We start from the raw sequence: 24,648 nt of genomic DNA on the forward strand, positions 1-24,648 counted from the left end.
CCTGAATCGAAAGCCGCCCTAGAGCTACTATCATCTAGGTTCGAGGGGCAGGCTGCTCAGCCTGCGAGTAGGGAGTCCCGCACGTTCACTGAGAAACACTCTTCAAATGTGGTAAATCCACAGGAGGTGAAAGAATTGTCCCAAATGATCCTACAATCATTATCTAGAAATATCTTGAGACGTCCAAGTATTTTTATTTATAGGGCTCTTATTAAGAAGAAAATCTAAGCCTGTAATAGGGCTTAAATATTAATATACGAGGAGGTTAAGAAATGAAAAAAATAACGAATTTGTGTATGAGTGCTATACTAACCACATCTATTTTCAGTGGCTATGCTCTAGGGAAAGGGATTGAGCAAGTTCAGGCGAAGGAAATTGAAAAAACGCAAAGAAAAGATATAAAGAAAGTAGAGGTGCGAAAACAAGTAGGAAAGTATACAATGCCAGATGAAAAAAGCAAACATGAAGGAACATGGCTACAATGGCCTCATGAATTTACATATGGGCAAAAATATCAGCAAGAAGTAGAGCCAATTTGGATTCAAATGACAAATGCTTTAAGCAAAGGCGAAAAAGTTCATATTGTTGCATATGATCAAGAAGAAAAAGAAAGAATTACTGAGGTTTTAATAGATCACGGGGTAAATATGGGGAAAATTGATTTCTTTATCGCACCTACTGACGATGTATGGACAAGAGATACTGGACCAATTTTTGTTTATGATAATGACAAAAATCTAAAGATATTAGACCCAGGATTTAACGGATGGGGAAAGAAAACACCATATAAGAAAGATGCTCGTCTTCGTGAGAATCTTAGTAAACAGTTAGGAATTGAAAGAATTGATTGGAATAAATTTGTTCTTGAAGGTGGCGCATTTGAATTAGATGGTAATGGAACTGTTTTACTAACTAGAAGTGCTGTGACGAATAAAAATAGAAATGCAAAATTGTCAGAAAAAGATATTGAAAAATATATTAGTGACCTTGGGGTAACAAATTTTATTTGGTTAGATGGAGTACCTAACTTAGATATTACTGATTTTCATATTGATGGATTTGCAAAATTCCACGATAAATCTACTATTATAACGTTAAACAAAAAAGATTTAGCTGAATGGGGAACGTCTGATAAAGATATTAACAAGTTGTTGCAGGCAAAAGATGCTGAGGGTAATAAGTACAAGTATGTATATCTGCCGTTAAGCAAGCATAATGTTACATTAAAAAACGGAAAGGAACTTGATTATAAAGGTTCATATATTAATTATTATATAGCGAATCAAGTTATCTTAGTTCCTAACTATAATGACCCTAATGATAAAATAGCAAATGAGATGATTCAAAAACTTTATCCTGATCGTAAAGTCGTGGGGGTTGATGTAAGAGAGCTTTATAAAAATGGTGGTATGATCCATTGTATTACTCAACAACAACCAATTAATTTAAAATAATATATTTATAGTGTTTAGGGAAGTTTTCTATTTCTTATGAGAACCTGTTTATCCATAGGATAGGTAAAGATGCGATGGCGTTTTTACCTATTTTATTGTATTTTTCATCCTGCATTAACGGGCAGCTTGAATGATTAAAGTTTCACTTTATAAGTTAAGTATACCTTTCCTATAAACTGAAGAAACCCACCCTTTTTGAAAAAAGCTTAATCAAAATGGATGGATTTTCTACATTAAAAGCTATACTTGCTGTTACGGAAGAAACATTGTCTAAGGTATGTTTTTACCTTTTAAAAGTCGTTTGAAGCCCTTCAATAAACCGTCTAAAGAGTCCTCTATTATTGGAATTTTAAAAGTTTCTGGTACAATTAGTCTTACTAAAATATCTAAATACAATCTATATTTTTTCTTTTAGCAAGTCATACATGCCCATTACCTTCAGAATACAGAATTACCTTGAATAATAAAAGTTCAGCGACTTTTCTGTTTTTATTTGTAAATGAAACACATTATACTTGGCCAATTATTGTGCAACCTTTTCGAATAAATGATTTTCTTTATTTGAAAATAAGGGTGCATCTATAAAACCATAATGATACACTAAAATACCTAATTCCACTCTAGAATTAATATGCCATTTTTCTTTAATATGATTAATTATCGTTGAAATTCTTCGAGGGGTAACATATATTTTTTTGGAAATTTCTGCATCTGTATATCCTTTTGCTACATAAATAGCTACTTCTAACTCTCTTTCGGTCAACATTCTTTTCATAAAATACGCTCCTTCGAAATTATTTATATAAAAATCAAAAAAAACTATTAAAAGAAATAAAGGTGAAAAATCATATTTATTTTAATCAGGCTATTTGCGGATAGTAAGACTCCCACCTCAAAATTTAGATGTGGCAAAGAAGTCGAACTCCCTGTAAAAGCCTGCCTGGAGTGGACTAATAATCAGTGGGGGGATAAAACTCCCATTAATTATTAGTGAACCATATTTTAATAATTTCTCGTATTGTAATACAAGTTTGTAAAAGAAACTATAAATCCATATAATTAGTAATTGTAACTATATTAATTTTACATTACATTAAAAGTTGGGAAATATTCTTATACTCATAAAGTGTTACATTTGAGGGAGGAAAGATGGAATTCTACAATCTTGGTATTATTATTAAAGAACTTAGAAAGAAAAAAAACATGTCACAATCTGAATTATGTCATGGAATATGTTCACAAAGTCAAATTAGTAAGATAGAAAAAGGTATTATTTATCCATCTAGCATATTGTTGTATCAATTATCTGAAAGACTTGGTATTGATCCAAATTATATATTCGCACTAACCAAAAATAAAAAAATAAAATATATTGAAAATGTAAAATGTGTAATGAGAGATTGTGTGAAACAAAAACAATATAATGAGCTTTACGAAATAGTAAAAAAAGAGAAAGATGAGAATAATTTTCAATCAAAAGAAGATAAACAATTTCTATTATGGCATGAAGCGATTGCTATATATTATGTAAATGGAGCAACAAGTAATGCCTTTGACATTTTAAATAGAGCACTAAAACAAACCTTAAGTAGTAGTAACTTTTTATCAGAAAAAGAAATAAGCATAATGAATTCAATTGCTATAATACATGCAGAAAATGAAGAGTATGAGAAAAGTATAAATATATTAAAACAAAGTTTAATTAATTTTAATAAGATAGAATTTCCTAGAGAAAAAGAAATCAAATTAAGACTCATTCATACGTTAACAAAATGTTTACACCTTGCAAATCAATATGAAGAAGCAATAAAGTATAGTGAAATAGGTATAAAATTAGCGATAAATATGAATACTTTATACTTATTAGGTGAATTATTTTTTGAAAAAGGTGCAATTTTATTGAAAGTTCAGCACTCTAATGAAGTTGGTTTAACAGACATAAAAAAAGCATTATTTATATTTGAACTAACTGAAAGAAAACAATATATAAAAATGATCAAGGAAAAATATATTAAAGATCAAGAATAAACAAGAAAGAATTCTAACATAAACTATTCCTAATTGTTATTTTTTTCTAAAAAAAGTACTGTAATACGAACTATTCCTAATTGTTGTTTATTGCTAAAATAAATACCGTAATATTAGATAAATATAAAGGGTGGCATTTTATGAAATCAAGAGGAATTACTCGTAAAGCAGATAGCATGGGACGTATTGTTATTCCAATGGAAATAAGACGGAGTTTAGGAATTGTAGAAAAAGATTCTCTTGAAATGTTTATAGAAGAGGACCAGATTATTTTACGAAAATATCAATCTCCAAGAGCTTGTGCACTTACAGGGGATATTTCAGACAGCAATATTTCGTTAGCGAATGGGAAGATTATTGTAAGTCCAAACGGGATGGAACTGTTAATAAAGAAGTTACAGCAATATCTTTTAAAATAAAGTGAAACTTTAATCAGGGGGAGTTTTGTTCATCCCCACTGATTATCAGCCCTCACCAATCTTGCTTTTATGGGCAGCCCGAACCCCCACCTAACTTCTTTGCTTCCGCTGTATTTTAAGGTAGGGGTCTTACTGCCTGGCAAATAGCGGGGTAAAAGGTAAGTAAGAACTTTAAAATAGAATATACTTGAAAAAAATTCCTCTATCAATTTAGGGGTTTTTTTATTGTTATCAATAAAATTGAGGGGCCGTAGTTTGTTCAATGGAATACGAATTACTTCATAAATAGTCTGACTATTTTTTATAAAAAAACTATTCATTTACATTTTTTGGTTTCGTGTTATATTTTTAATGTTAACATATTTGTATTGAAAATTCTGATTTTAAAATTAGGAAAACTTTAGAAAATGAAAGAGATTTTTAAATTAAATTTACCAATTCAATAGAGGTTCGTCGGGGAAATGTACCTAAGAAGAAATCTCTTATAATCCACGTTTTTTATTTGTAAATCGGTAATTCTAATAGCTCTGACGAAAAGTAAAGGAGTAAAAAAGAAGTGGATAGTTTGTTTAATAGAAGATAGGGTGTAAAAAATAAAACAACGGAGGTTTTATAATGAATAAAGGAATACTGCAGATTACAGAAATTGAAGAAATTAGCATTCCTAATGTATTGAAGGATAAAATGAAGAATCTGATAGAAAATGAATTGAAAACTCATAATCCTTATACTTGTGATCAAGAAATAGCAGCATATTTTTCAAAAGAGTGGCTTAATTGTTTGATTGACTATTCAAAGAAAAATCCGAATTCAGATATGAAAAACCTACTACATATGATAAAAATAGCGAATTGTGGCGGGAACGTACCACCTACTCTTATTAAAAATACTCCATGTGATCCTATGGAAACATTATTACCTGGGGAAAATCGCAGAGGTTTTAATTATGGCGAAGACGAACACGATAGAATGAAAAAATATTTTTATGCAGAATGGGTCACATGGCTTTTTGCTACACTTTTTAATTATGATGCTTTAATTCACCCATCCGAACATGCAGGGAAAAATAGATTTCATCTCATTTCACCTTTAAACAACGATGAAGTTTTGCGAAATGTCGGTGCAAGCACCGGTGGCGGGAACTTTTATCAACATAATGATGCCACAGTGTATACAGATATGAAAGACCAATCAGATATTGAAGCAAGATTGAAAACATTCAATACGAATTTAGAAATTGTATCAAATAGACTTAATAAATCCGTGGAACGAATAGTGTCTGAAATTACTTGTGGAAAATTTACTAGAGTTGATGCTCTTTTATTAAAAGGAGTGTTAAATTTAAAAACTCAAACTCATATTGGAACGCCAAAATTACTTCAAAAGCATCTTGAAGAAAATTTCTTCAGTAAAGATGACATATTGGCGGTAAGTAAAATGCCTATTGCTCATATCGCAGGAATGGCTGATGGTGAAATATCGGGATTTGTAGGAGAAATAAACCAAATTATATTTTTAGATGATAATGGTGATATTATTGCAACTTGTTTGAATGGAGCGGAAAATAGATTAATTTATGTGGGAGAAAGTGAAGAAGAAAAATTGAAATTTGACATGTTTTTAGAACTCTTACGAACAACGCCTACTTATAAGGTTCCACTTACATCTGAAGATTTATTACTTATACCAAATTCATACTATGGTAAACAAACAAATGTAACTCATGGTAGGGAAAGGTTATCTGAGGAAGAATATAAAATCCCGATTGGAAACAATAAATATGGAAGAAGAATTGTTTGCAGACAATACGTTTCCAGTCGATTACGTGATCAAAAAGAAAGTTACTTTACAGATTTAATTAACTAGTTTAAAGAGAGGAGGGACGATGGGGAGGTTTGGGTTATAATAGCTCAAGCCTTCCCATATTCTTTGTATGGATTTTACTATTGAATTACTTATACTACTATTTTTAGTAGCTGTATTAGCAGGATGGATAGATACGATTGCTGGGGGCGGTGGTATGATAACTATCCCGATAATGTTATTAGTAGGTATGTCTCCTTCTGTAGCGATAGCGACTAATAAACTACAAGGGAGTAGCGGAACTTTCATGGCAACAGTGTTTTTTATTAAGAAGAAAGAAATTAATCTTAAAGAAATGCGTTTGTCCATCTTAATGACCTTTTTGGGATCAGTTTTGGGTGGATGGCTTGTTTTACAGATACGAGCAGAATATTTAATCATGATATTACCTTTTTTACTTATTATTATTGGTCTTTATTTTCTATTATCTCCAAATATAGCAAACGAAGATCGACCGAGAAAAATAAGTATGTTGTTGTTTGCGTTAACAGTGGCTCCATTCCTTGGATTTTATGATGGTTTCTTCGGCCCAGGAACAGGTAGTTTAATTGCTTTAGCATTCATTCTTTTATGTGGATATAGTGCTACGAGAGCAACTGCAAATGCTAAAATCTTGAATTTTACAAGTAATTTCGCTGCTTTGTTATATTTTATTATTTTTGGCCAAATCGATTGGACAATTGGGTTGATTATGATGCTTGGTCAAATTATAGGATCGTATATTGGAGCGAAGATGGTGCTTACAAAAGGGACGTCATTAATACGACCAATAGTGGTTATTGTTTGCTTTGTCATGGCAATTAAAATTTTTTTACAAAATATAAACTAAATGTAATCAATATATTATTTGGATCAAAGTTAGAGTGTTTTCATGTTCTTATTGCAGTATTACGCTGTTTAAGATGTGTTCAAAATTACACAATTTGACTAGTGTAATATATTGCGTTATGCTTTTTTATAGTATAAAAGAAAGGCTTGAAGATAATGATTCGTCGTTTGAGAAAGCTAAAAAATGTAGCAGTCGTAGTAAGCTTCTAAGTAAATAGCAAAATATATAATACTTAGAAGCGAGGAATAAAGTTATGAAGTATCCATTATTTAATCATTGGTCAGAAACAAAGTATATAAAAGATATAGTAACAAATCCACTCATTGAAGTAGGAGAGTACTCCTATTATTCAGGCTATTATAGCCATCAAAATTTTGAAGATGGCTGTGTAAGGTATTTGTGGGGGGATGCTAAGTCTCAAGCACTTTTCAATCCAATTGAACAGATGGGATGGCATCTTGATAAACTCATTATTGGGAATTATGTTTGCATTGCAAGTGGGGTAGTCATTTTAATGGGTGGTAATCATAATCATCACTCAGAATGGATTACAGTATATCCATTCGCTGAGCAAATCAAACAATCATATGAACCAAAGGGCGATACAGTCATTCAAAGTGATGCTTGGATTGGAATGAATGCTATAATAATGCCTGGCGTGACTATTGGTGAAGGGGCAATTGTTGCTGCAGGATCTGTCGTAAGTAAAGATGTTCCGCCGTATACAATAGTTGGTGGAAATCCTGCTAAGGAAATAAAGAAACGATTCACTGATATAGAGATAAATATGTTAATGGAAATGCGTTGGTTTGATTGGGATAGGAAATTGATCGAGAAGGCAATTCCGCTGTTATCTAGTCCATCCATCGAACCATTATTTGCTTTTTATAAAAATGAAGTGAAAAATAAATAAATCAGTTAGAAAAACTACATCCAGTATAGGGTGTAGTTTTTTTATTACAAAAAACTAATAGTTTAGACTAAATAAAATTCATCTCTAATATAGGTCTAGCAAATAGCTGAATTGAATAATTAAAATCCTTGATAGCTAATAAAGCATTAACGGGCAGTAAGACTCCCACTGATTAAAGTTTCACTTTATTTTTTGTAAATATGGAACAAATGTAGCATCTAGATTGTCTATTAATTGTAATCCTAAAAAATATGAAAGTGCGAATCATTTTGAAAAATATAAGGGGATTAAAAATAGGGATATGTGTGGGAGTACAAAGTATCAGGGCACCTAAAAGTGTCGGATGAGATGGTCTATATGAAAGCGATCCTAACGTCTAATATGTATATATAATTTGAGAACACTGTCTATTTTTTTGAGATTATGTTAGAATAACGGTTTTTTTGAGTACAAAGGTATTGGAGGTAACAGAAGTGAAAGGTATGTTTTGCAAGAGATTTATTGCAATAGTAACAGTGCTTACACTATTTTTTAGCATGTTCGTTACATTTGGAAGAGCAGCAGCGGAAACAGTTTCTGCTATAGACGTTGAAGCGGGATCAGCAATTTTAATAGAAGCAAATTCCGGAAAAATTTTATATGAAAAAAATGCAGATGAATCATTGGCAATTGCTAGTATGACAAAAATGATGAGCGAATACTTAGTTCATGAAGCGGTGGATAAAGGAAAACTTAAATGGGATCAAAAAGTTAAAATCTCTGAATATGCACATAAGATTTCGCAAGATCGTTCATTATCAAACGTTCCATTAGAAAATGGTGGCTCTTATACGGTAAAAGAGTTATATGAGGCAATGGCAATTTACTCTGCAAATGGTGCAACAATTGCTTTAGTTGAACAGATTGCTGGTAAAGAAGTCAATTTTGTAAAAATGATGAACGATAAGTCGAAAGAGTTTGGAATGAAAGATTATAAATTTGTAAACTCTACAGGCTTAACAAATCAAGATTTAAAAGGATATCACCCAGAAGGGACAACTCTAGACGAGAAAAATAAAATGTCTGCAAGAGATTGTGCAATTTTAGCGCAACGTCTTATTCAAGATTTCCCCAAAATATTAAATACAGCAAAAATTCCTAAAAAAACATTCCAAGAGGGTGGTAAATATCCAATTGATATGGCGAACTTTAACTGGATGTTAAAAGGTTTAATTAAGCAATATGAAGGTGTAGATGGTTTGAAAACAGGAACGACTCCAGAAGCGGGAGATTGTTTCACTGGTACAGTAGAAAGAAATGGTATGCGCCTAATTTCTGTAGTGATAAAAGCAAAATCTCATACGGCACGTTTTGATGAAACAAAGAAATTATACGATTATGGATTTGCGAATTTTGAAGTGAAGAATGTCTACAGAAAAGATTCAGTAGTAAAAGGGCATGAAACAGTGCGAGTAGCAAATGCAAAAGACAAAGATGTAGTAGTTCAAACGAAGCAAGCTGTTTCACTTCCAATGCCGAAGGGCAATAAAGACATTTATAAAAAAGAATTTAAAGTATTGAATAAAAAACAAGAAGTGCCTATTAAAAAAGGTGTAACAATTAGTAAAATGATTATCTCGCCTAAAGATAATACAGATCCTGGGTTTTTATCAGGTAAATCATTACAAATAGACCTTGTAACAAAATCTGATGTGGAACAAGCAAAGTGGTTTACACGTTTTATGCGTAAAACAGGATCTTTTTTCAGTGGTATGTGGGATAGTGCGATTGATATAATAAAAAGCTAATTTTATAGGATACAACTAAATGTTTCACTTTATAAAAATTTAATAAAATCTTTTCTTTGTATTAAATGTTTTGTTTTAAATTATGTATATAAAGAAATGGAGGTAAAATTAACTTTGTACTGCTTATATTAGAAATTTAAAGAAACAATATGTACAATTCTACACTACATTCTTATAGTGGCCTTTATGAACAGCAAGATTTATATTTTACAAGGAGAACATTTTATGAGTAAGAGAATAAAAGAATTAGATTCCATACGAGGGTTAGCGGCACTTACTGTGGTATTTGGACATTTTTGTTTAATGCTACCATCGTTGCCTAATTCTATTAAATTTTCCCCGCTTAGGTTTTTATGGGCGGGTGGGGAAGCTGTTATTGTTTTTTATGTACTAAGTGGTTTTGTGTTATCTATGGCACTTTATCATTCAAAAACAAATTATTGGGGATATTTAATTAAGAGATTTGTAAGAATCTATATTCCTTATTATTTTTGGATAATCGTTACCTTTGTTTTATTTATTTTATTTTCGTCGTATGAAGTGGTAGGACTACGGGATTGGTTCTATGATAGGTGGCAAGGGTCTATAACGAAATTAGATATTCTAAACCACTTTGTGCTTCTTAATAACTTTTTTACGGAAAATTATAATCCAGTTATTTGGTCATTGGCTCAAGAAATGCGTATATCTATTGTGTTTCCTTTGTTATTCCTTCTTTTTTATAAACTGAATTGGAAGAAAACGATACTATTTGCTTTGAGCTTTTCATTAATTAGTGTTGTTCTTAATATGTTGCATATTGGGAAAGCTGAAGGATTTTATAATGGTTATGCTGATACACTGCATTTTACATCTATGTTTATGGTTGGAATGTTACTTTTTAAGTATCAGGAAAAACTTATCTACTCATATAGGAATATGAAAAAATTTAAAAAAGGATTTCTTATTGCATTAGGGGTTATCCTATATTTATATTCCATTTTAATTTATGGTTTTTCCCGTAATGATACAACTTTCTTATTAAAAGATTGGGGTGTCGTAATGGGGGTTAGTATATTTATTATAATGGCTATGAGTAACCTAAAAGTAAAAGCATTTCTAAATAAGAGTGTATTTGTATATTTAGGAGAAATTTCATACAGTATCTATTTGTGTCATTTTCCAATCATGATGGTACTATTTAAACTATTGTATACAAAGATACCTATCTTTTTCTTTCTTACTTTGTGCATTGCAATGACACTACTTTTTTCTATAGTTTCATATCATTTAATCGAAAAGAAATGTATCGACTGGGCAAAACAAAGAACAACAAATTTTTTGAAAAAAGTATAATTCCTAGATAGATTGTATTTCTTTAGTAAATATATGAATATGACCGATTCCTAAGTATACTTAGGAATCGGTCAATTTTGGATTCTAAATGTAAATATAGTAAAGTGGAATATAATCGAAATCGAAAACCACTTAGAAATAACAATTACGGTGTGAGCTATTGTATAGTATAGATATGGTTAACAATAAAGGGGGAATACAAATGTGGAAGCGATTTGTAGCAATTGGCGATAGTTTTACAGAGGGGATAGGGGATGAAGTTGAGGGAATTGCATTAAAAAGCTGGGTAAATCATTTTGTTCAACTGTGTGAAAACGATATAGAATATGCCAATTTTGCAAAGCGTGGGTTAGTAACTAAAGAAATTCAATCGCAGCAATTGGAAAAGGCGCTAACGTTTAATCCAGATTTGGTTAGTCTCATTGCAGGGGCAAACGATGTTTTAAAAGGACGTTGGAATCATGATGCATATAAGAACGATATGGAATTTATGATAGATACATTAAGTAAAGCAGGGGCTGATATTATTATAGCAAACCTTCCAGATTTTACAGTTAGGCTTCCTTTTGCTTCTGAAAAAAAACAAGTAATAAAAGAACAATTATTAGAGGCAAATGAAGTTATACATTCACTGAGCAGAGAGTATAAGCTTCATCATGTTGATTTTTGGAATCATCATTTAGTTAATGACAATACGCTTTGGTCTAAGGATTTAATTCATCCAAACTCAAAAGGATATGTAAAAGTTGCTGAACTAATTTTTAGTAGTCTGCCTGTACAGAAGACAAAATAATAGTTTGCAATGTAACGAATATGATATTAAGTGTATGAAGCTATGTTTTTTAGTAAATGGAAAGAACTAAACATTTAGCAAACAAAGCGTTTCTACGATATATTTCTACAGTAGTGCACAAATACAGAATCACAAAGAAAGATCACTTATGGAAATAGGTGATCTTTAAATGTTTTTATAACTAAATTAGTATATACTGTATTACTAACAGTTTCGTACTACATAAAAATTAAGTTCTCTTATAGAAAAACTGATTTTATATTATCTTAAAATATAATAAAACGTTCAAAACATATTTTGGGTATGTATCCTAATTGTGAATGATGTGTAATTTTTTTGAAGTATAAATATCCAATAAATAAAATAGGTAGTAGGTGCAGAAGTATTAATACTATATTATTCAATTCTTGTTATGAGTACATTAGTGATTGGTAATATTATATTTTTATTATCAAGTTTAGTTATTGGAATTAATTTGCATAGAAAATATGTAGGATAAGAAAAAAATATACTTTATTGTATATTTTTTTTGTTTAGTAGGATTTACGGTCTCTTTAAACTATTATGTTAATAAAATTAAAAAACTTAATTCTTGATACCCTTATGATTAAAGCTATCTATAAAATGAAAATATAAATAAATAATAGTTTGTTATGATTTGTGGATTTGGTTTTTTATCCGAATTTTCTGATTCAAATATTTCAACTTTATGAATATAGTAGGTGAAATATTTGTGTGATAGTATTTGAGATAGAAAAAAGCCAACTTTAAAAAGGATGTGAATTGAATGTGTAAACGACTGTAAAGGGTTATATTAAGGCAACGTTTAGCTGTTATTAGTGTAAGGTAAAGATATATTTTGTAACAGTTGATATAAAAATGAAGGAATAGGTACGCTTTCGTTTGTCTGACTATTTTAAATATACGAAAAATAAGACTGATTTGAGTTTTGACGAAGTTAAATTCTAGGTGAGGTGTCAATAATGATTAATTAGGTTTAATAAAGAGGTACCTTATACGCAAAAGCGTTTATATTAGTAACCTAAGGAGCTTGCTTTTATGAAAACTACTGATTCAAAAGGCCTATTAGGAAATAGGGTTTATTTACAAGTTTTCTCTGCCTATTCATTGCTTATGCTTGGTGTTTTTATTGATATGTTAGCGATTATGACTATAGTTGGGTTTGAATGGGAAGTAGATCCTACTATGATTGGATTGATTCCTGTTGCATATGCACTTCCTGGAATTATTTTTGGCTCATGGGCAGGTGTTATTGCAGATCGTTTTAGAAAAATTCCAATTATGATGTTCTGTAATCTAATGGTTGGTCTAATAACAATTGCTCTTTTATTTGTACAAGATATCCACTGGCTCTTAGTGGCATTAATGATTCGTTCTATTTTTATTGTTTTCTATTATCCTGCACAGCAAACACTAACAAGACAGATTGTATCCCCGGACTTGCTTACTAAAGCAGTAAGTATCAACGGAATAGTAGAGCAGGGTACAAAGATAGTAGGCCCACTTATAGGGGGCATGTTGCTGAGCTGGTTTCAACCAGAGTTCTGCCTCATTATAAGAGCTATAAGTTGTTTATTAGCTACCTTAGTTCTCATACCCACAATAAAATTTAAAGAAACTATATCGAAAGAATTTGTTGAAAAGCAAAAACAAAGTACTTGGACCGCTTGGGTACAAGGGTGGGGTTATGTGTTATCTAATCGGATAATATTATCAACCATGATTTTCGTTACAATAGCCATGGCAGTATTACAATTAGTAGACTCACAATTCCCAACTTTATTTAAGAGCTTATTCCCACATGATAAAAGTAAAATGGGATATATCATTTCTATTATTGGTCTTGGCGGAATACTTGGTGCATTACTAACTCAGAAATTAAAACAATTTCAATATGGCTGGGTAGTATGTGGAGGTATGGTTTTAATGGGAATTGGTTTTTGGGGGATTGGTTTGATAACGCCCGGTACGGTCTTCGTTTTAGCTTATTTAATTAGTTTTATCGCTGGTATCGGAAGTGGGCTGATGCTTGTATCTAATCAAGTCATTTTACAAATAGAATCCGATCAAGATCAAGTAGGAAGAGTATTTGGTATACAAAGCAGTTTAACAAACGCAGTTCTAATTATTTCTCCTGCTATGAGTGGTCCATTAGTGCATTTGTTTGGAGTAACTCAACTCTATGTTTATGGAGGGATTGGGCTTGTTATTATTGGAGTAATTGGAGTTTCACTGCAGAAATATTTATGGGCTAAACATAAACACGAACCTATAAGAGCAAATAATTTTTGAAGGGAAGATTTTTATGACCAATGAGGAATGCTATCCATTAAGCCATCCGCAGCGAAGAATATGGTATACAGAAGTCGTTCATTCTGATAAAGGAATATGTAATTTAAGATTTTTATTTAAACTTCATCGAAAAATGAATTATTCAAAATTAAACCAAGTTGTGAATCGCGTTATCAGTGAAAATGACGGTCTGTGCATTAGGTTAAAAGAAAATGGGCATCAGGAACCGAAACAATATTTTACTAAACATGAAGAACAAGAATTTGAGTTTTTTGATTTCAGTAATGTGGAGAATACAAATTTGCTTGAGGAATGGATTGAGCAGAAAACAAAAGAAACGTTTACATTATTTAATTCAAATTTATACTATTTCGCTTTAATAAAATTAAACGATAATGAATGTGCAGTCTTTGGAAATGTTCATCATATTATTATGGATGGTTTATCAATTCAAATATTTACTGAGCAGATTGCAAAATATTATTATGACATGCATAACGAGAATGAGGAAGGCGAAATTAAAAATTCATATGTTCAATTTCTGACCAACGAACAAACATACTTGAATAGTAGTCGCTTTCAAAAAGATCAAAAATTTTGGTTAGAGGAATTTAAAACACTGCCATCTGTGACTGGATTGAAGCCTTATAATACGTACCAAGTTAGTACAAAAGCATCACGTGAGACGTTTATATTAACGGAACATTTGAAGAGAAAGATGGAGAGATTTTCTGAAGATTACAAAAATAGTTTATATACTCTTTTTGTTGCTGCTTTTTCGTTGTCCATGTATCGGTGGACCTCATCGCTTGATATTGGTTTAGGAATGGCTTACGGCAACCGTATGACTAAAATGGAACGAAAATTGATTGGAATGATGGTGAGTACAGTTCCTTTAAGAATGGATATTGATCCAGAAGAAGAAGTACTTTCATTTATTAGTAGAGTGTCCAGAAAACAAAGTAAATCATTAAGACACCAGAAATATCCATTTGATTTGTTATTAAAGCAGATTAATAAAGAGAATAACAGTAATGTGAGACTTTTCGGAACTACGATTGATTATAGGGATCGTGATGAAAGTGGTGACTCACTATGGATTCCAAACCGTGAAGAAGTACAAGATTTTGCAGTTCATATTGAAAATCTAATTGATATAGACTCTTTACATGTACATATTGATTATCGTGAGGAGCTATTTTCTAAGGAAGAGATAGAACGATTCTTTAACGTTATGCTAGTGATACTGGAAAATATTTTTGAAAACCCAAAGCAGAAGGTGGCTGAAATAGAAATCATTTCTGAGGAAGATAAAAGAAAAAGTTTAGTTGAGTTCAACAATCCTAAACTGGATGTCCCACCTCAAGTAACTATTCATGAAATGTTCGAACGGCAAGCGATGATTTATCCAAATGCTATTGCAGTTACGTATGAAAAAGAAAAAATTACTTATAAGGAGCTTAATGAACGTGCAAACCAGTTAGCTCATTATCTGCAGAAAAAGGGAGTAGGACCTGATACTTTAGTTGGACTGTGCGTTGAACGTTCCCTCGAAATGATTGTAGGTATTTTAGGAATTTTGAAGGCTGGTGGGGCTTATGTTCCACTTGATCCAACATATCCAGAGCAGCGACTTCAATATATTTTAGAAGATGCTAGCATTCAGTTATTCGTAACGCAAGAAAGTTTAAAAGAATTGAACTGGTTACCAGAAAATGTTGAGTCGATTTGCCTGGATTGTGATCAAGATGAGATTGGGAAAGAAAGTAAGACTTTGCCGGTTTCTAGTGTCGGTCCCCAAAATCTGGCATATGTGATCTATACTTCGGGATCAACAGGAAATCCAAAAGGTGTTATGATAGAGCATCACAATGTTATACGGTTATTTAAATCGACGGATTGTTTGTATCAGTTTAATGAAAAAGATACTTGGACGCTTTTTCATTCGTATGCATTTGATTTCTCAGTATGGGAAATTTGGGGAGCGTTATTATATGGTGGAAAATTAGTTGTTGTTCCGTACTGGATTAGTCGATCACCTAAGGATTTTTATCAAGTATTGGTGGAGGAAGAAGTCACAGTTCTAAATCAGACACCTTCCGCATTCCGCCAATTAATACGAGTGTGTGAACAAGAAGATAAGAATAAAAATTTGCAGCTGCGTTACGTGATATTTGGCGGAGAAGCGTTAGAACCTATTGGCTTGTTACCGTGGTTTCAAAGGTATGGGGAGAAAAAACCACAGTTAATTAATATGTATGGAATTACAGAAACTACAGTTCATGTTACATATTATCCAATTACTCTAGATGATGTGCAGCATGCTTCAAGAAGTAATATTGGAAAGCGGATTCCCGATTTAGAAGTGTATATACTAGACGCTTATCAACAACCTGTTCCTATAGGTGTTGATGGTGAACTTTATATTGGTGGAGCAGGATTGGCACGTGGATATTTAAATAGACCTGAATTAACAGCAGAGCGTTTTATATCTCATCCATTTAGTAGTAATCCGAAAGCAAGATTATACCGGACAGGAGACTTAGCTAGGTATTTGCCAGATGGGAATCTAGATTATCGTGGAAGAATTGATCATCAGGTTAAAATACGTGGTTTCAGAATTGAGATTGGGGAAATTGAGTCTACTTTAAATACATATGCATCTGTAACAGAGGCAGTTGTAATTGTAAGAGAAGATCAGCCGGGCGATAAAAGATTAGTAGCATATGTTGTAGGAGATGGAAATGTAGATGCGTGGAGAGAGTATCTTAAAGCGAAACTACCAAGTTATATGGTTCCTTCGGGATTTGTGGCGATGGAAGCTATTCCACTTACAGCTAACGGTAAAGTTGATCGTGAGGCCTTACCTATGCCAGAGGAAAAGCAGATTAATAGTGAATGTGTTGGCTCTCGGAATAGTAACGAACAGATACTGACTACCATTTGGAAGCGAGTATTAGGTGTTAAAAAGGTGGGAATCTATGATAATTTCTTTGAAATTGGTGGCGACTCGATTCTCAGTATTCAAATCATATCTCAAGCAAGTCAAGTGGGGTTAAAACTTACTCCAAAGCAAATGTTTGAATGCCCAACTATCGCTGAGCTGGCACAAGTGGCTATAGAAACGCAGGGAGTACAAGCGGAGCAGGGAATTGTGATAGGTGATGTGCCTCTTACTCCAATTCAGTGCTGGTTCTTCGAGCAAGAACATCCACATACAGAGCATTGGAATCAATCAATGCTTTTAAGAGTAAAAGAAAGATTGAATGTGAAATTACTAGAGGGAGCGATATTAAATTTACTGAAACATCATGATGCTTTACGTTTCCGGTACGAACAGTTACCAAACGGAACGTGGAGGCAGAGAAATGAAGGGACTGATGAGCTGTCAGTACTCCATGTTGTAAAACGTAATCAAGTTAATGAAAAAGAGTGGAATAAAATAATACAAGAAGAGATGAACATTAATCAAGCTAGTTTCAATTTAGTTACTGGTCCGTTAATGAGAGTAGTGTACTTTGAAGATAACTTGACTGGAAATGATCGAATATTCTGGGTGATTCATCATTTAGTAGTAGATGGAGTGTCATGGAGGATTCTATTGGAAGATTTACAGGTGGTATATAACCAGATGAAACAAGGTCAAGAAGTTCGCTTACCTGCGAAAAGTACATCTTTTAAAGAGTGGTCTGAACGACTCCAGACATACAGTGATTCGGGGATTTCAAAAGAAGTACAAAATTATTGGAATGAACAAGTAGAAAAAGAAACGATGAAAATTCCAATGGACTATCCAATACAAGAAACAACAGAAGAATCGATTGATCAAGTGACGAGGACTTTAGGAATAGAAGAAACACAAACATTGTTACACGAAGTTCTAGTCACTCATAAGACAAGGATTGATGAGGTACTATTAACGGCATTAGGACAAGCTATCGTTGATTGTATAAATCAGCAAACCGTTTCTATTCATCTAGAAGGACACGGAAGAGAAGAGATGATTGAAGGTATTGATTTATCAAGGACAGTGGGCTGGTTCACGAGTATTTATCCCGTTCATCTCAATTTTCAAGGAACTCAGACACCTATTGAAGGGTTAAAGGCTGTCAAAGAACAATTACGTCGAATTCCACATCGCGGAGTTGACTATGGTATTTTACGTTACTTGAATAAAGGATTACTTCCGTTTTATCAGCAAAAGCCTTCAATAAGCTTTAACTATTTGGGCCAATTTGATCAGGTGTTTTCAAGGGACTCTTTGTTTATGCAAGAGACAGGATTTACATTTTTAGATCATGCTCCAGATTCCAAACCATCTCATCTAATTGAAGTTATCGGAATGGTGAAAGATGAAAAGTTACATTTTATTTGGATGTATAGTAGGGAACAGTTTTCTAAATTAAAAATTCAAGTGATAGCAGATGGTATGTTAAGGCATCTCCGTCAACTTATAAATAAACCAACAACAGAGTCTGCTTTTACGGTATCAGATTTTGCTGATGCAGAGGATCTTACGGAAGAAAGCTTAAGCAAAGTATTACTTAAATTAACAAAGAAGAGGGTGTAAAAATGGGAGACGTTATTGATATATATGGTTTATCACCTTTGCAAAAAGGAATACTGTTTCATACTTTATACGATCAAGATGATGAACATTCTTTTTCCTATATTGTACAAGTAGGTTTCTTGCTCGGGGGGCAATTGGATGTTGCTACTTTTGAAAAAGCTTGGGAATATGTTATTCAACGACATGAGGTTCTGCGCTCAGTATTTGTTTGGGAAGAAGTAGAAAAACCTCTACAAGCAGTTTACGAACGTCTTCCTTTTACTATTCATCAAGAGGATTGGAGTACCTATTCGCATGAGGAGAAGGAGAAGAAATTACAACAGTTTTTGACTGCAGATCGTAGGAAAGAATTTTTATTGGATGAAGCACCATTGATGAGAGTCACTGCGATTAAAGAAGCAAAAGAGGAAACGAGAATTATCTGGACACATCATCATATTTTGCTAGATGGATGGAGTGTGTCATTGGTCTTTAGTGAAGTGATGGAAGTTTATCTCAAGATGATAAAGGGAGAATTTTTGAATCTTCCTAAATCTCTTCCTTATAAAAAATATATTCAATGGATAAATAAACAAGATCAAAGTCAAGCAGAGGAATTTTGGAAAGAAGAATTAAAAGGATTCTATGCACCTACTCCATTAGCAATGGAAAGAAAGGATCAAGGACAAGAGAAGGGTTATGGGGAGTGTGCTTATCAAGTATCTGAGGAACTTACTGAGAATTTACAAGAGTGGGTACGAAATAGTCGATTAACGTTGAATACGTTAGTACAAGGTGCATGGGCTTATTTGATGAGTAGGTATAGCGGTGACAGTGACGTCGTATTTGGCGTAACTAGCGCTGGACGTCCTACTGATTTAATGGGAGCAGAGAATATGGTGGGGCTATTTATTAACACATTACCTACCAGAATTCGATTAGCGGATAATACATCAGTAGTAGATTGGCTTCGTAAAATACAAATGAAAGAAACGGAACGAAGACAGTATGAGTATAATTCGTTGATAGATATTCAAGGCTGGAGTGAGGTTCCGCGAAATAGCTCCTTATTTCATACCTTGTATGTGTTTGAAAATTATCCAATTCAAGGTGAGAGAAATGATGATTTAAGATTACTAGATGTTAAAAGCACGGAACAAACAAATTATCCTTTAACACTCATTGTAATGCCCGGTAAGAAAATTACTTTAAAGTTGATGTATGATCGAAGCTATTTTAATGAAGAAACAATAAATCTGATTCAGAATCACTTATTGCAAATATTAATTCAGATGACGAAGAGCCTAGACTCAAAACTATTTGAAATTACCCATTTAACAGAAGAAGAACAGATACAGTTACTAGAAGAATGGAATCATACTCAAGTTAATTATTCGGCTGAAGGCATGATTCATACGATGTTTGAGGAGCAAGTTAAAAAAACACCGGAAGCAATCGCGGCTAGTTACGAAAATGAACAAATTACCTATAAAGGGTTGGAGAAGCGTGCAAATCAGCTAGCTCATTATTTACAAAAGCATGGTGTAGGCCCAGAGTCTCTAGTTGGGGTATATATGGAACGTTCATTACAAATGATGATAGCGTTATTAGGTATTTTAAAATCAGGAGCAGCGTATGTTCCACTTGACCCTACTTATCCAGAGAGTCGACTTCGATATATATTAGAGGATGCTGGAATCGAAGTACTAGTGACGGAAGAGAATTCTAAAAATTTGTTTGTATCTGAAAATATAGAAACGATTTGTATGAATAAAGATTACACTGCAATTGAAAAAGAAGACACAACCCCATGTATAAGTGGTGTAACAGGAGAAAATTTAGCGTATGTTATGTATACTTCAGGATCTACAGGGAATCCAAAGGGAGTAATGATTGAGCATCATTCAGTAATTAATTATCTAGAATGGATGCAACATAAATATCCGCTTTCTGAAAAGGATGTGGTCTTGCAGAAAACGCCATTCTCATTTGATGTCTCTGTTTGGGAATTGTTTTGGGGCATTCACGTTGGTGCAAGTGTATCTTTCCTACCTCCAGGTGGAGAAAAAGATCCTTCTATTATAGCTGAAGTGATTAAACAACATCAGGTTACTATAGTTCAATTTGTACCTTCGATGTTATCTGTTTTCTTAGACCACTTCAATCATATTGAATTGAACATGAATTGTTCGTCCGTACGCCATGTATTTTCTGGTGGAGAAGAACTAAGTTCAGGGTTAGTTAGACGTTTTCAACAGAAATGGGATTATAGTGGACAAGTGAAATTAACCAACTTTTATGGGCCAACTGAAGCCACTATTTATGTGAATGCATTTGATATTCAGCCTAATCAAGAATTTGTTTCTATTGGGCAACCAATACAGAACACGCAATTATATGTATTAGACCAAAATCAACGCTTGCAATCAATAGGAATTGAGGGTGAGTTATATATTGGTGGTGCTGGTTTGGCACGTGGATACTTAAATCGTCCGAATCTTACTGCTGAAAAATTCGTTTCGCATCCATATCGATTTGGGGAACGACTATATCGAACAGGAGATTCAGTAAGATATCTAACTGATGGAAATTTAGAATTTATAGGTAGAATGGACCACCAAGTCAAAATGCGTGGTTTTAGGATTGAATTAGGAGAAATTGAAGCGACTTTAGAAAAATGTTCGTTTATTAAAGAGGCTGTCGTATTAGTTAGAGAAGATCGTCCAGGTGATCAACGATTGGTTGCATATGTAATAAGCGATGGAAATACCCAAGAGTGGAGAGAGTATTTACAAAAACAATTACCGACTCATATGATTCCAGCGCACTTTATAGAGTTAGAACACTTCCCGCTTACTCCAAATGGGAAAATTGACCGAAAGGCCTTGCCAGCACCTGATGAGCAAGTTATTGAAGATTTAAATGTGCTACCTCGGACGCCATCGGAAGAGCTTATTGCCTCGGTTTGGGGTCAAGTGTTAGGGATAGAAAATATTAGTATTCAGGATTCCTTCTTTGAACGTGGTGGGCACTCACTACTTGCTACTCAAATCGTCTCTAGATTGCAAGAACTGTTCCAAATTAAAATTCCATTACGTGAACTTTTCAAGCACGATACAGTGGAAGCATTGGCGAAACGAGTGGATCAGTTACGAAAAGAAGATAAAAAACGAGAGGTTGCTCCTCTTGTACCTATGAAACGAGAAGAAATTATCCCACTTTCCTATGCGCAGAAACGTCTATGGTTTATTGATCAATTAATGCCAAATAGTGCTATGTACAATATTCATGCAGCGTGTCGCTTAACAGGTAAATGGTCAATTGAAGCATTGGAGGTCGGATGGAATCAATTGTTGGAGCGTCATGAATCATTAAGGACGACAATTCTAGAACAAGAGGGTGAACCTTTTCAACAGGTTCAATCTCATGTGTTCAGACATATTCCTCAAACGAATCTAACAGATCTTTCTTTGGAAGATAGGGAAAAAGAAATGCAACGCCTTATTCAAAACGAGGCGGAGGAACCATTTCATTTTGGACAAGATCCTCTGATTCGAACACGAATATTGAAAGTGGACAGGGAAGAATGGGTTCTCATTTGTACGATGCATCATATTATTTCAGATGGATGGTCAATGGGAATCTTACTTGAAGAATGGATGGCTTTTTATGAAGGAGCACTAACCGGAAAACCAGTGGAATTGAAGGAGTTATCTATCCAATATGCAGATTTTGTCATGTGGCAGAAGGAATGGCAAAAAGAGGAGAATTTGAATCAGCATCTTCAATATTGGAAGGAAGAATTATCTGGGGAACTACCGGTTTTACAATTACCGATGGATCGTCTTCGACCTGCAGTTCAAACCCATCGTGGTGCAAGTCAGTCCTTAATAGTGGCGAATTCCCTACAGGAAAAGCTCAAAGATTTAAGTCTGCAAGAAGGATGCACTTTATTTATGACATTGATGGCAGCGTATCAAAGCTTCCTTTCTCGTTATACAGGACAGGACGACATTATAGTTGGAAGCCCAATCGCTAATCGAAATGTGAAAGAGATTGAGGGATTAATAGGATTCTTTGCAAACACGTTGGTTTATCGAGCTGATTTCAGTGAAAATCCGACGTTCCAAGAACTTTTGTCGCAGGTAAGAAAAAAAGCGCTAAAAGCATACGAGTATCAGGACATCCCATTTGAGAAAGTGGTAGAATCCGTAAAACCTGAACGGAATACAAGTCATTCACCAATATTCCAAACTATGTTTACTTTACAGAATACGAAACAAGAGTTTCTTCAGCTATCTGAAAGACAAATGGAACTCATGGAAAGCCATGCTTCTGTTGCCAAATTTGATTTGAGTTTATTTGCTTCTGAGACGGAAGAAGGATTATCACTAACCTTTGAATATAATACTGATTTGTTTAATGATACAACCATTGAGCGTATGGCAAGTCATTTTAAACATTGGTTAAATCAAATTGTCTCTCATCCAAAATGTGTACTATCAGAACTGAATATGTTATCGAAAGTAGAATATAAGCAACTACTAGAGGAATGGAATAAATCGCGTGTTATAGATATGGAAGAAAGTACGATTCATACAATGTTTGAAGAACAGGTGAAAAAAACACCAGAAGCAATTGCAGTAGTGTGCGAAGATGAAGAACTAACATATCGAGAGTTGGACGAACGCTCGAATCAGTTGGCACATTATTTACAAAAAAATGGTGTAACATGCGAATCATTAGTTGGGATTTGCGTTACACGTTCATCTGAGATGATTGTCGGTCTCTTAGGAATTATGAAGGCGGGAGGAGCATATGTCCCAATTGATCCAGCGTATCCGGAAAGTCGACTGCAGTACATTTTAGAAGATGCTCAAATAAAGGTACTGGTGACACAGGAAAAGTTACAACAAAAAATGGTTATACCTAAATTCGTCAACGTGATTTGTATTGATCGTAATCGAGCAGAAATAGAACAAGAAGTAACTACAGTATGTACGAGTGAAGTGACGGGCGATAACTTAGCCTATATTATCTATACTTCAGGTTCCACTGGAAATCCAAAGGGAGTAATGATTGAGCATCATTCAGTAATTAATTATCTAGAATGGATGCAACATAAATATCCGCTTTCTGAAAAGGATGTGGTCTTGCAGAAAACGCCATTCTCATTTGATGTCTCTGTTTGGGAATTGTTTTGGGGCATTCACGTTGGTGCAAGTGTATCTTTCCTACCTCCAGGTGGAGAAAAAGATCCTTCTATTATAGCTGAAGTGATTAAACAACATCAGGTTACTATAGTTCAATTTGTACCTTCGATGTTATCTGTTTTCTTAGACCACTTCAATCATATTGAATTGAACATGAATTGTTCGTCCGTACGCCATGTATTTTCTGGTGGAGAAGAACTAAGTTCAGGGTTAGTTAGACGTTTTCAACAGAAATGGGATTATAGTGGACAAGTGAAATTAACCAACTTTTATGGGCCAACTGAAGCCACTATTTATGTGAATGCATTTGATATTCAGCCTAATCAAGAATTTGTTTCTATTGGGCAACCAATACAGAACACGCAATTATATGTATTAGACCAAAATCAACGCTTGCAATCAATAGGAATTGAGGGTGAGTTATATATTGGTGGTGCTGGTTTGGCACGTGGATACTTAAATCGTCCGAATCTTACTGCTGAAAAATTCGTTTCGCATCCATATCGATTTGGGGAACGACTATATCGAACAGGAGATTCAGTAAGATATCTAACTGATGGAAATTTAGAATTTATAGGTAGAATGGACCACCAAGTCAAAATGCGTGGTTTTAGGATTGAATTAGGAGAAATTGAAGCGACTTTAGAAAAATGTTCGTTTATTAAAGAGGCTGTCGTATTAGTTAGAGAAGATCGTCCAGGTGATCAACGATTGGTTGCATATGTAATAAGCGATGGAAATACCCAAGAGTGGAGAGAGTATTTACAAAAACAATTACCGACTCATATGATTCCAGCGCACTTTATAGAGTTAGAACACTTCCCGCTTACTCCAAATGGGAAAATTGACCGAAAGGCCTTGCCAGCACCTGATGAGCAAGTTATTGAAGATTTAAATGTGCTACCTCGGACGCCATCGGAAGAGCTTATTGCCTCGGTTTGGGGTCAAGTGTTAGGGATAGAAAATATTAGTATTCAGGATTCCTTCTTTGAACGTGGTGGGCACTCACTACTTGCTACTCAAATCGTCTCTAGATTGCAAGAACTGTTCCAAATTAAAATTCCATTACGTGAACTTTTCAAGCACGATACAGTGGAAGCATTGGCGAAACGAGTGGATCAGTTACGAAAAGAAGATAAAAAACGAGAGGTT

At 33.7% G+C, this 24,648-nt stretch carries 12 protein-coding genes and 1 pseudogene; 12 read left to right on the forward strand and 1 reads right to left on the reverse strand.

Annotated elements, in window-relative coordinates; genetic code table 11:
* The first annotated feature begins 272 nt into the window (after nucleotides 1-272).
* The gene (locus MHH55_RS06395; RefSeq protein WP_100651609.1) at nucleotides 273-1,454 is read left to right on the forward strand and encodes an agmatine deiminase family protein; all 1,182 of its coding nucleotides are present in this window, start codon (nucleotides 273-275) and stop codon (nucleotides 1,452-1,454) included.
* A gap of 523 nt (nucleotides 1,455-1,977) precedes the next feature.
* Here MHH55_RS06395 and MHH55_RS06400 read toward each other — a convergent pair.
* Nucleotides 1,978-2,229, reverse strand: a complete 252-nt coding sequence (locus tag MHH55_RS06400) for a response regulator transcription factor (protein WP_048538843.1) — start codon at nucleotides 2,227-2,229, stop codon at nucleotides 1,978-1,980.
* 374 nt (nucleotides 2,230-2,603) lie between these two features.
* Here MHH55_RS06400 and MHH55_RS06405 point away from each other — a divergent pair, with 374 nt between their 5' ends.
* The 11 genes and pseudogenes from MHH55_RS06405 to MHH55_RS06455 all read left to right on the forward strand — a co-directional run.
* Nucleotides 2,604-3,482: a helix-turn-helix domain-containing protein gene (locus tag MHH55_RS06405; protein ID WP_340880512.1), complete on the forward strand. Its 879-nt coding sequence runs from the start codon at nucleotides 2,604-2,606 to the stop codon at nucleotides 3,480-3,482.
* A gap of 140 nt (nucleotides 3,483-3,622) precedes the next feature.
* Nucleotides 3,623-3,901: an AbrB/MazE/SpoVT family DNA-binding domain-containing protein gene (locus MHH55_RS06410; protein ID WP_000842216.1), complete on the forward strand. Its 279-nt coding sequence runs from the start codon at nucleotides 3,623-3,625 to the stop codon at nucleotides 3,899-3,901.
* A 615-nt stretch (nucleotides 3,902-4,516) separates the two neighbouring features.
* Nucleotides 4,517-5,767: a hypothetical protein gene (locus tag MHH55_RS06415; protein WP_001032360.1), complete on the forward strand. Its 1,251-nt coding sequence runs from the start codon at nucleotides 4,517-4,519 to the stop codon at nucleotides 5,765-5,767.
* 67 nt (nucleotides 5,768-5,834) lie between these two features.
* A complete protein-coding gene (locus MHH55_RS06420) occupies nucleotides 5,835-6,593 on the forward strand; it encodes a TSUP family transporter (protein WP_000347981.1) in 759 nt (252 codons plus the stop codon).
* 253 nt (nucleotides 6,594-6,846) lie between these two features.
* Nucleotides 6,847-7,506, forward strand: a complete 660-nt coding sequence (locus tag MHH55_RS06425) for a CatB-related O-acetyltransferase (protein ID WP_000876937.1) — start codon at nucleotides 6,847-6,849, stop codon at nucleotides 7,504-7,506.
* Between the two features lie 473 nt (nucleotides 7,507-7,979).
* Nucleotides 7,980-9,293: a D-alanyl-D-alanine carboxypeptidase family protein gene (locus MHH55_RS06430; RefSeq protein WP_078187935.1), complete on the forward strand. Its 1,314-nt coding sequence runs from the start codon at nucleotides 7,980-7,982 to the stop codon at nucleotides 9,291-9,293.
* A gap of 186 nt (nucleotides 9,294-9,479) precedes the next feature.
* On the forward strand, nucleotides 9,480-10,628 hold the full coding sequence (locus MHH55_RS06435) for an acyltransferase family protein (RefSeq protein WP_173602636.1): 1,149 nt from the start codon (nucleotides 9,480-9,482) through the stop codon (nucleotides 10,626-10,628).
* A 202-nt stretch (nucleotides 10,629-10,830) separates the two neighbouring features.
* Nucleotides 10,831-11,421, forward strand: coding sequence for an SGNH/GDSL hydrolase family protein (locus MHH55_RS06440; protein ID WP_048538848.1), 591 nt, complete (start codon nucleotides 10,831-10,833; stop codon nucleotides 11,419-11,421).
* 1,059 nt (nucleotides 11,422-12,480) lie between these two features.
* A complete protein-coding gene (locus MHH55_RS06445; RefSeq protein WP_017658009.1) occupies nucleotides 12,481-13,734 on the forward strand; it encodes an MFS transporter in 1,254 nt (417 codons plus the stop codon).
* Between the two features lie 13 nt (nucleotides 13,735-13,747).
* On the forward strand, nucleotides 13,748-18,304 hold the full coding sequence (locus MHH55_RS06450; RefSeq protein WP_078186869.1) for a non-ribosomal peptide synthetase: 4,557 nt from the start codon (nucleotides 13,748-13,750) through the stop codon (nucleotides 18,302-18,304).
* A 2-nt stretch (nucleotides 18,305-18,306) separates the two neighbouring features.
* A pseudogene (locus tag MHH55_RS06455) lies at nucleotides 18,307-24,621 on the forward strand (amino acid adenylation domain-containing protein); the annotation flags it as partial.
* Nucleotides 24,622-24,648: the final 27 nt, after the last annotated feature.

Source organism: Bacillus sp. FSL K6-2944 (assembly GCF_038005385.1).
GTDB lineage: Bacteria > Bacillota > Bacilli > Bacillales > Bacillaceae_G > Bacillus_A > Bacillus_A cereus.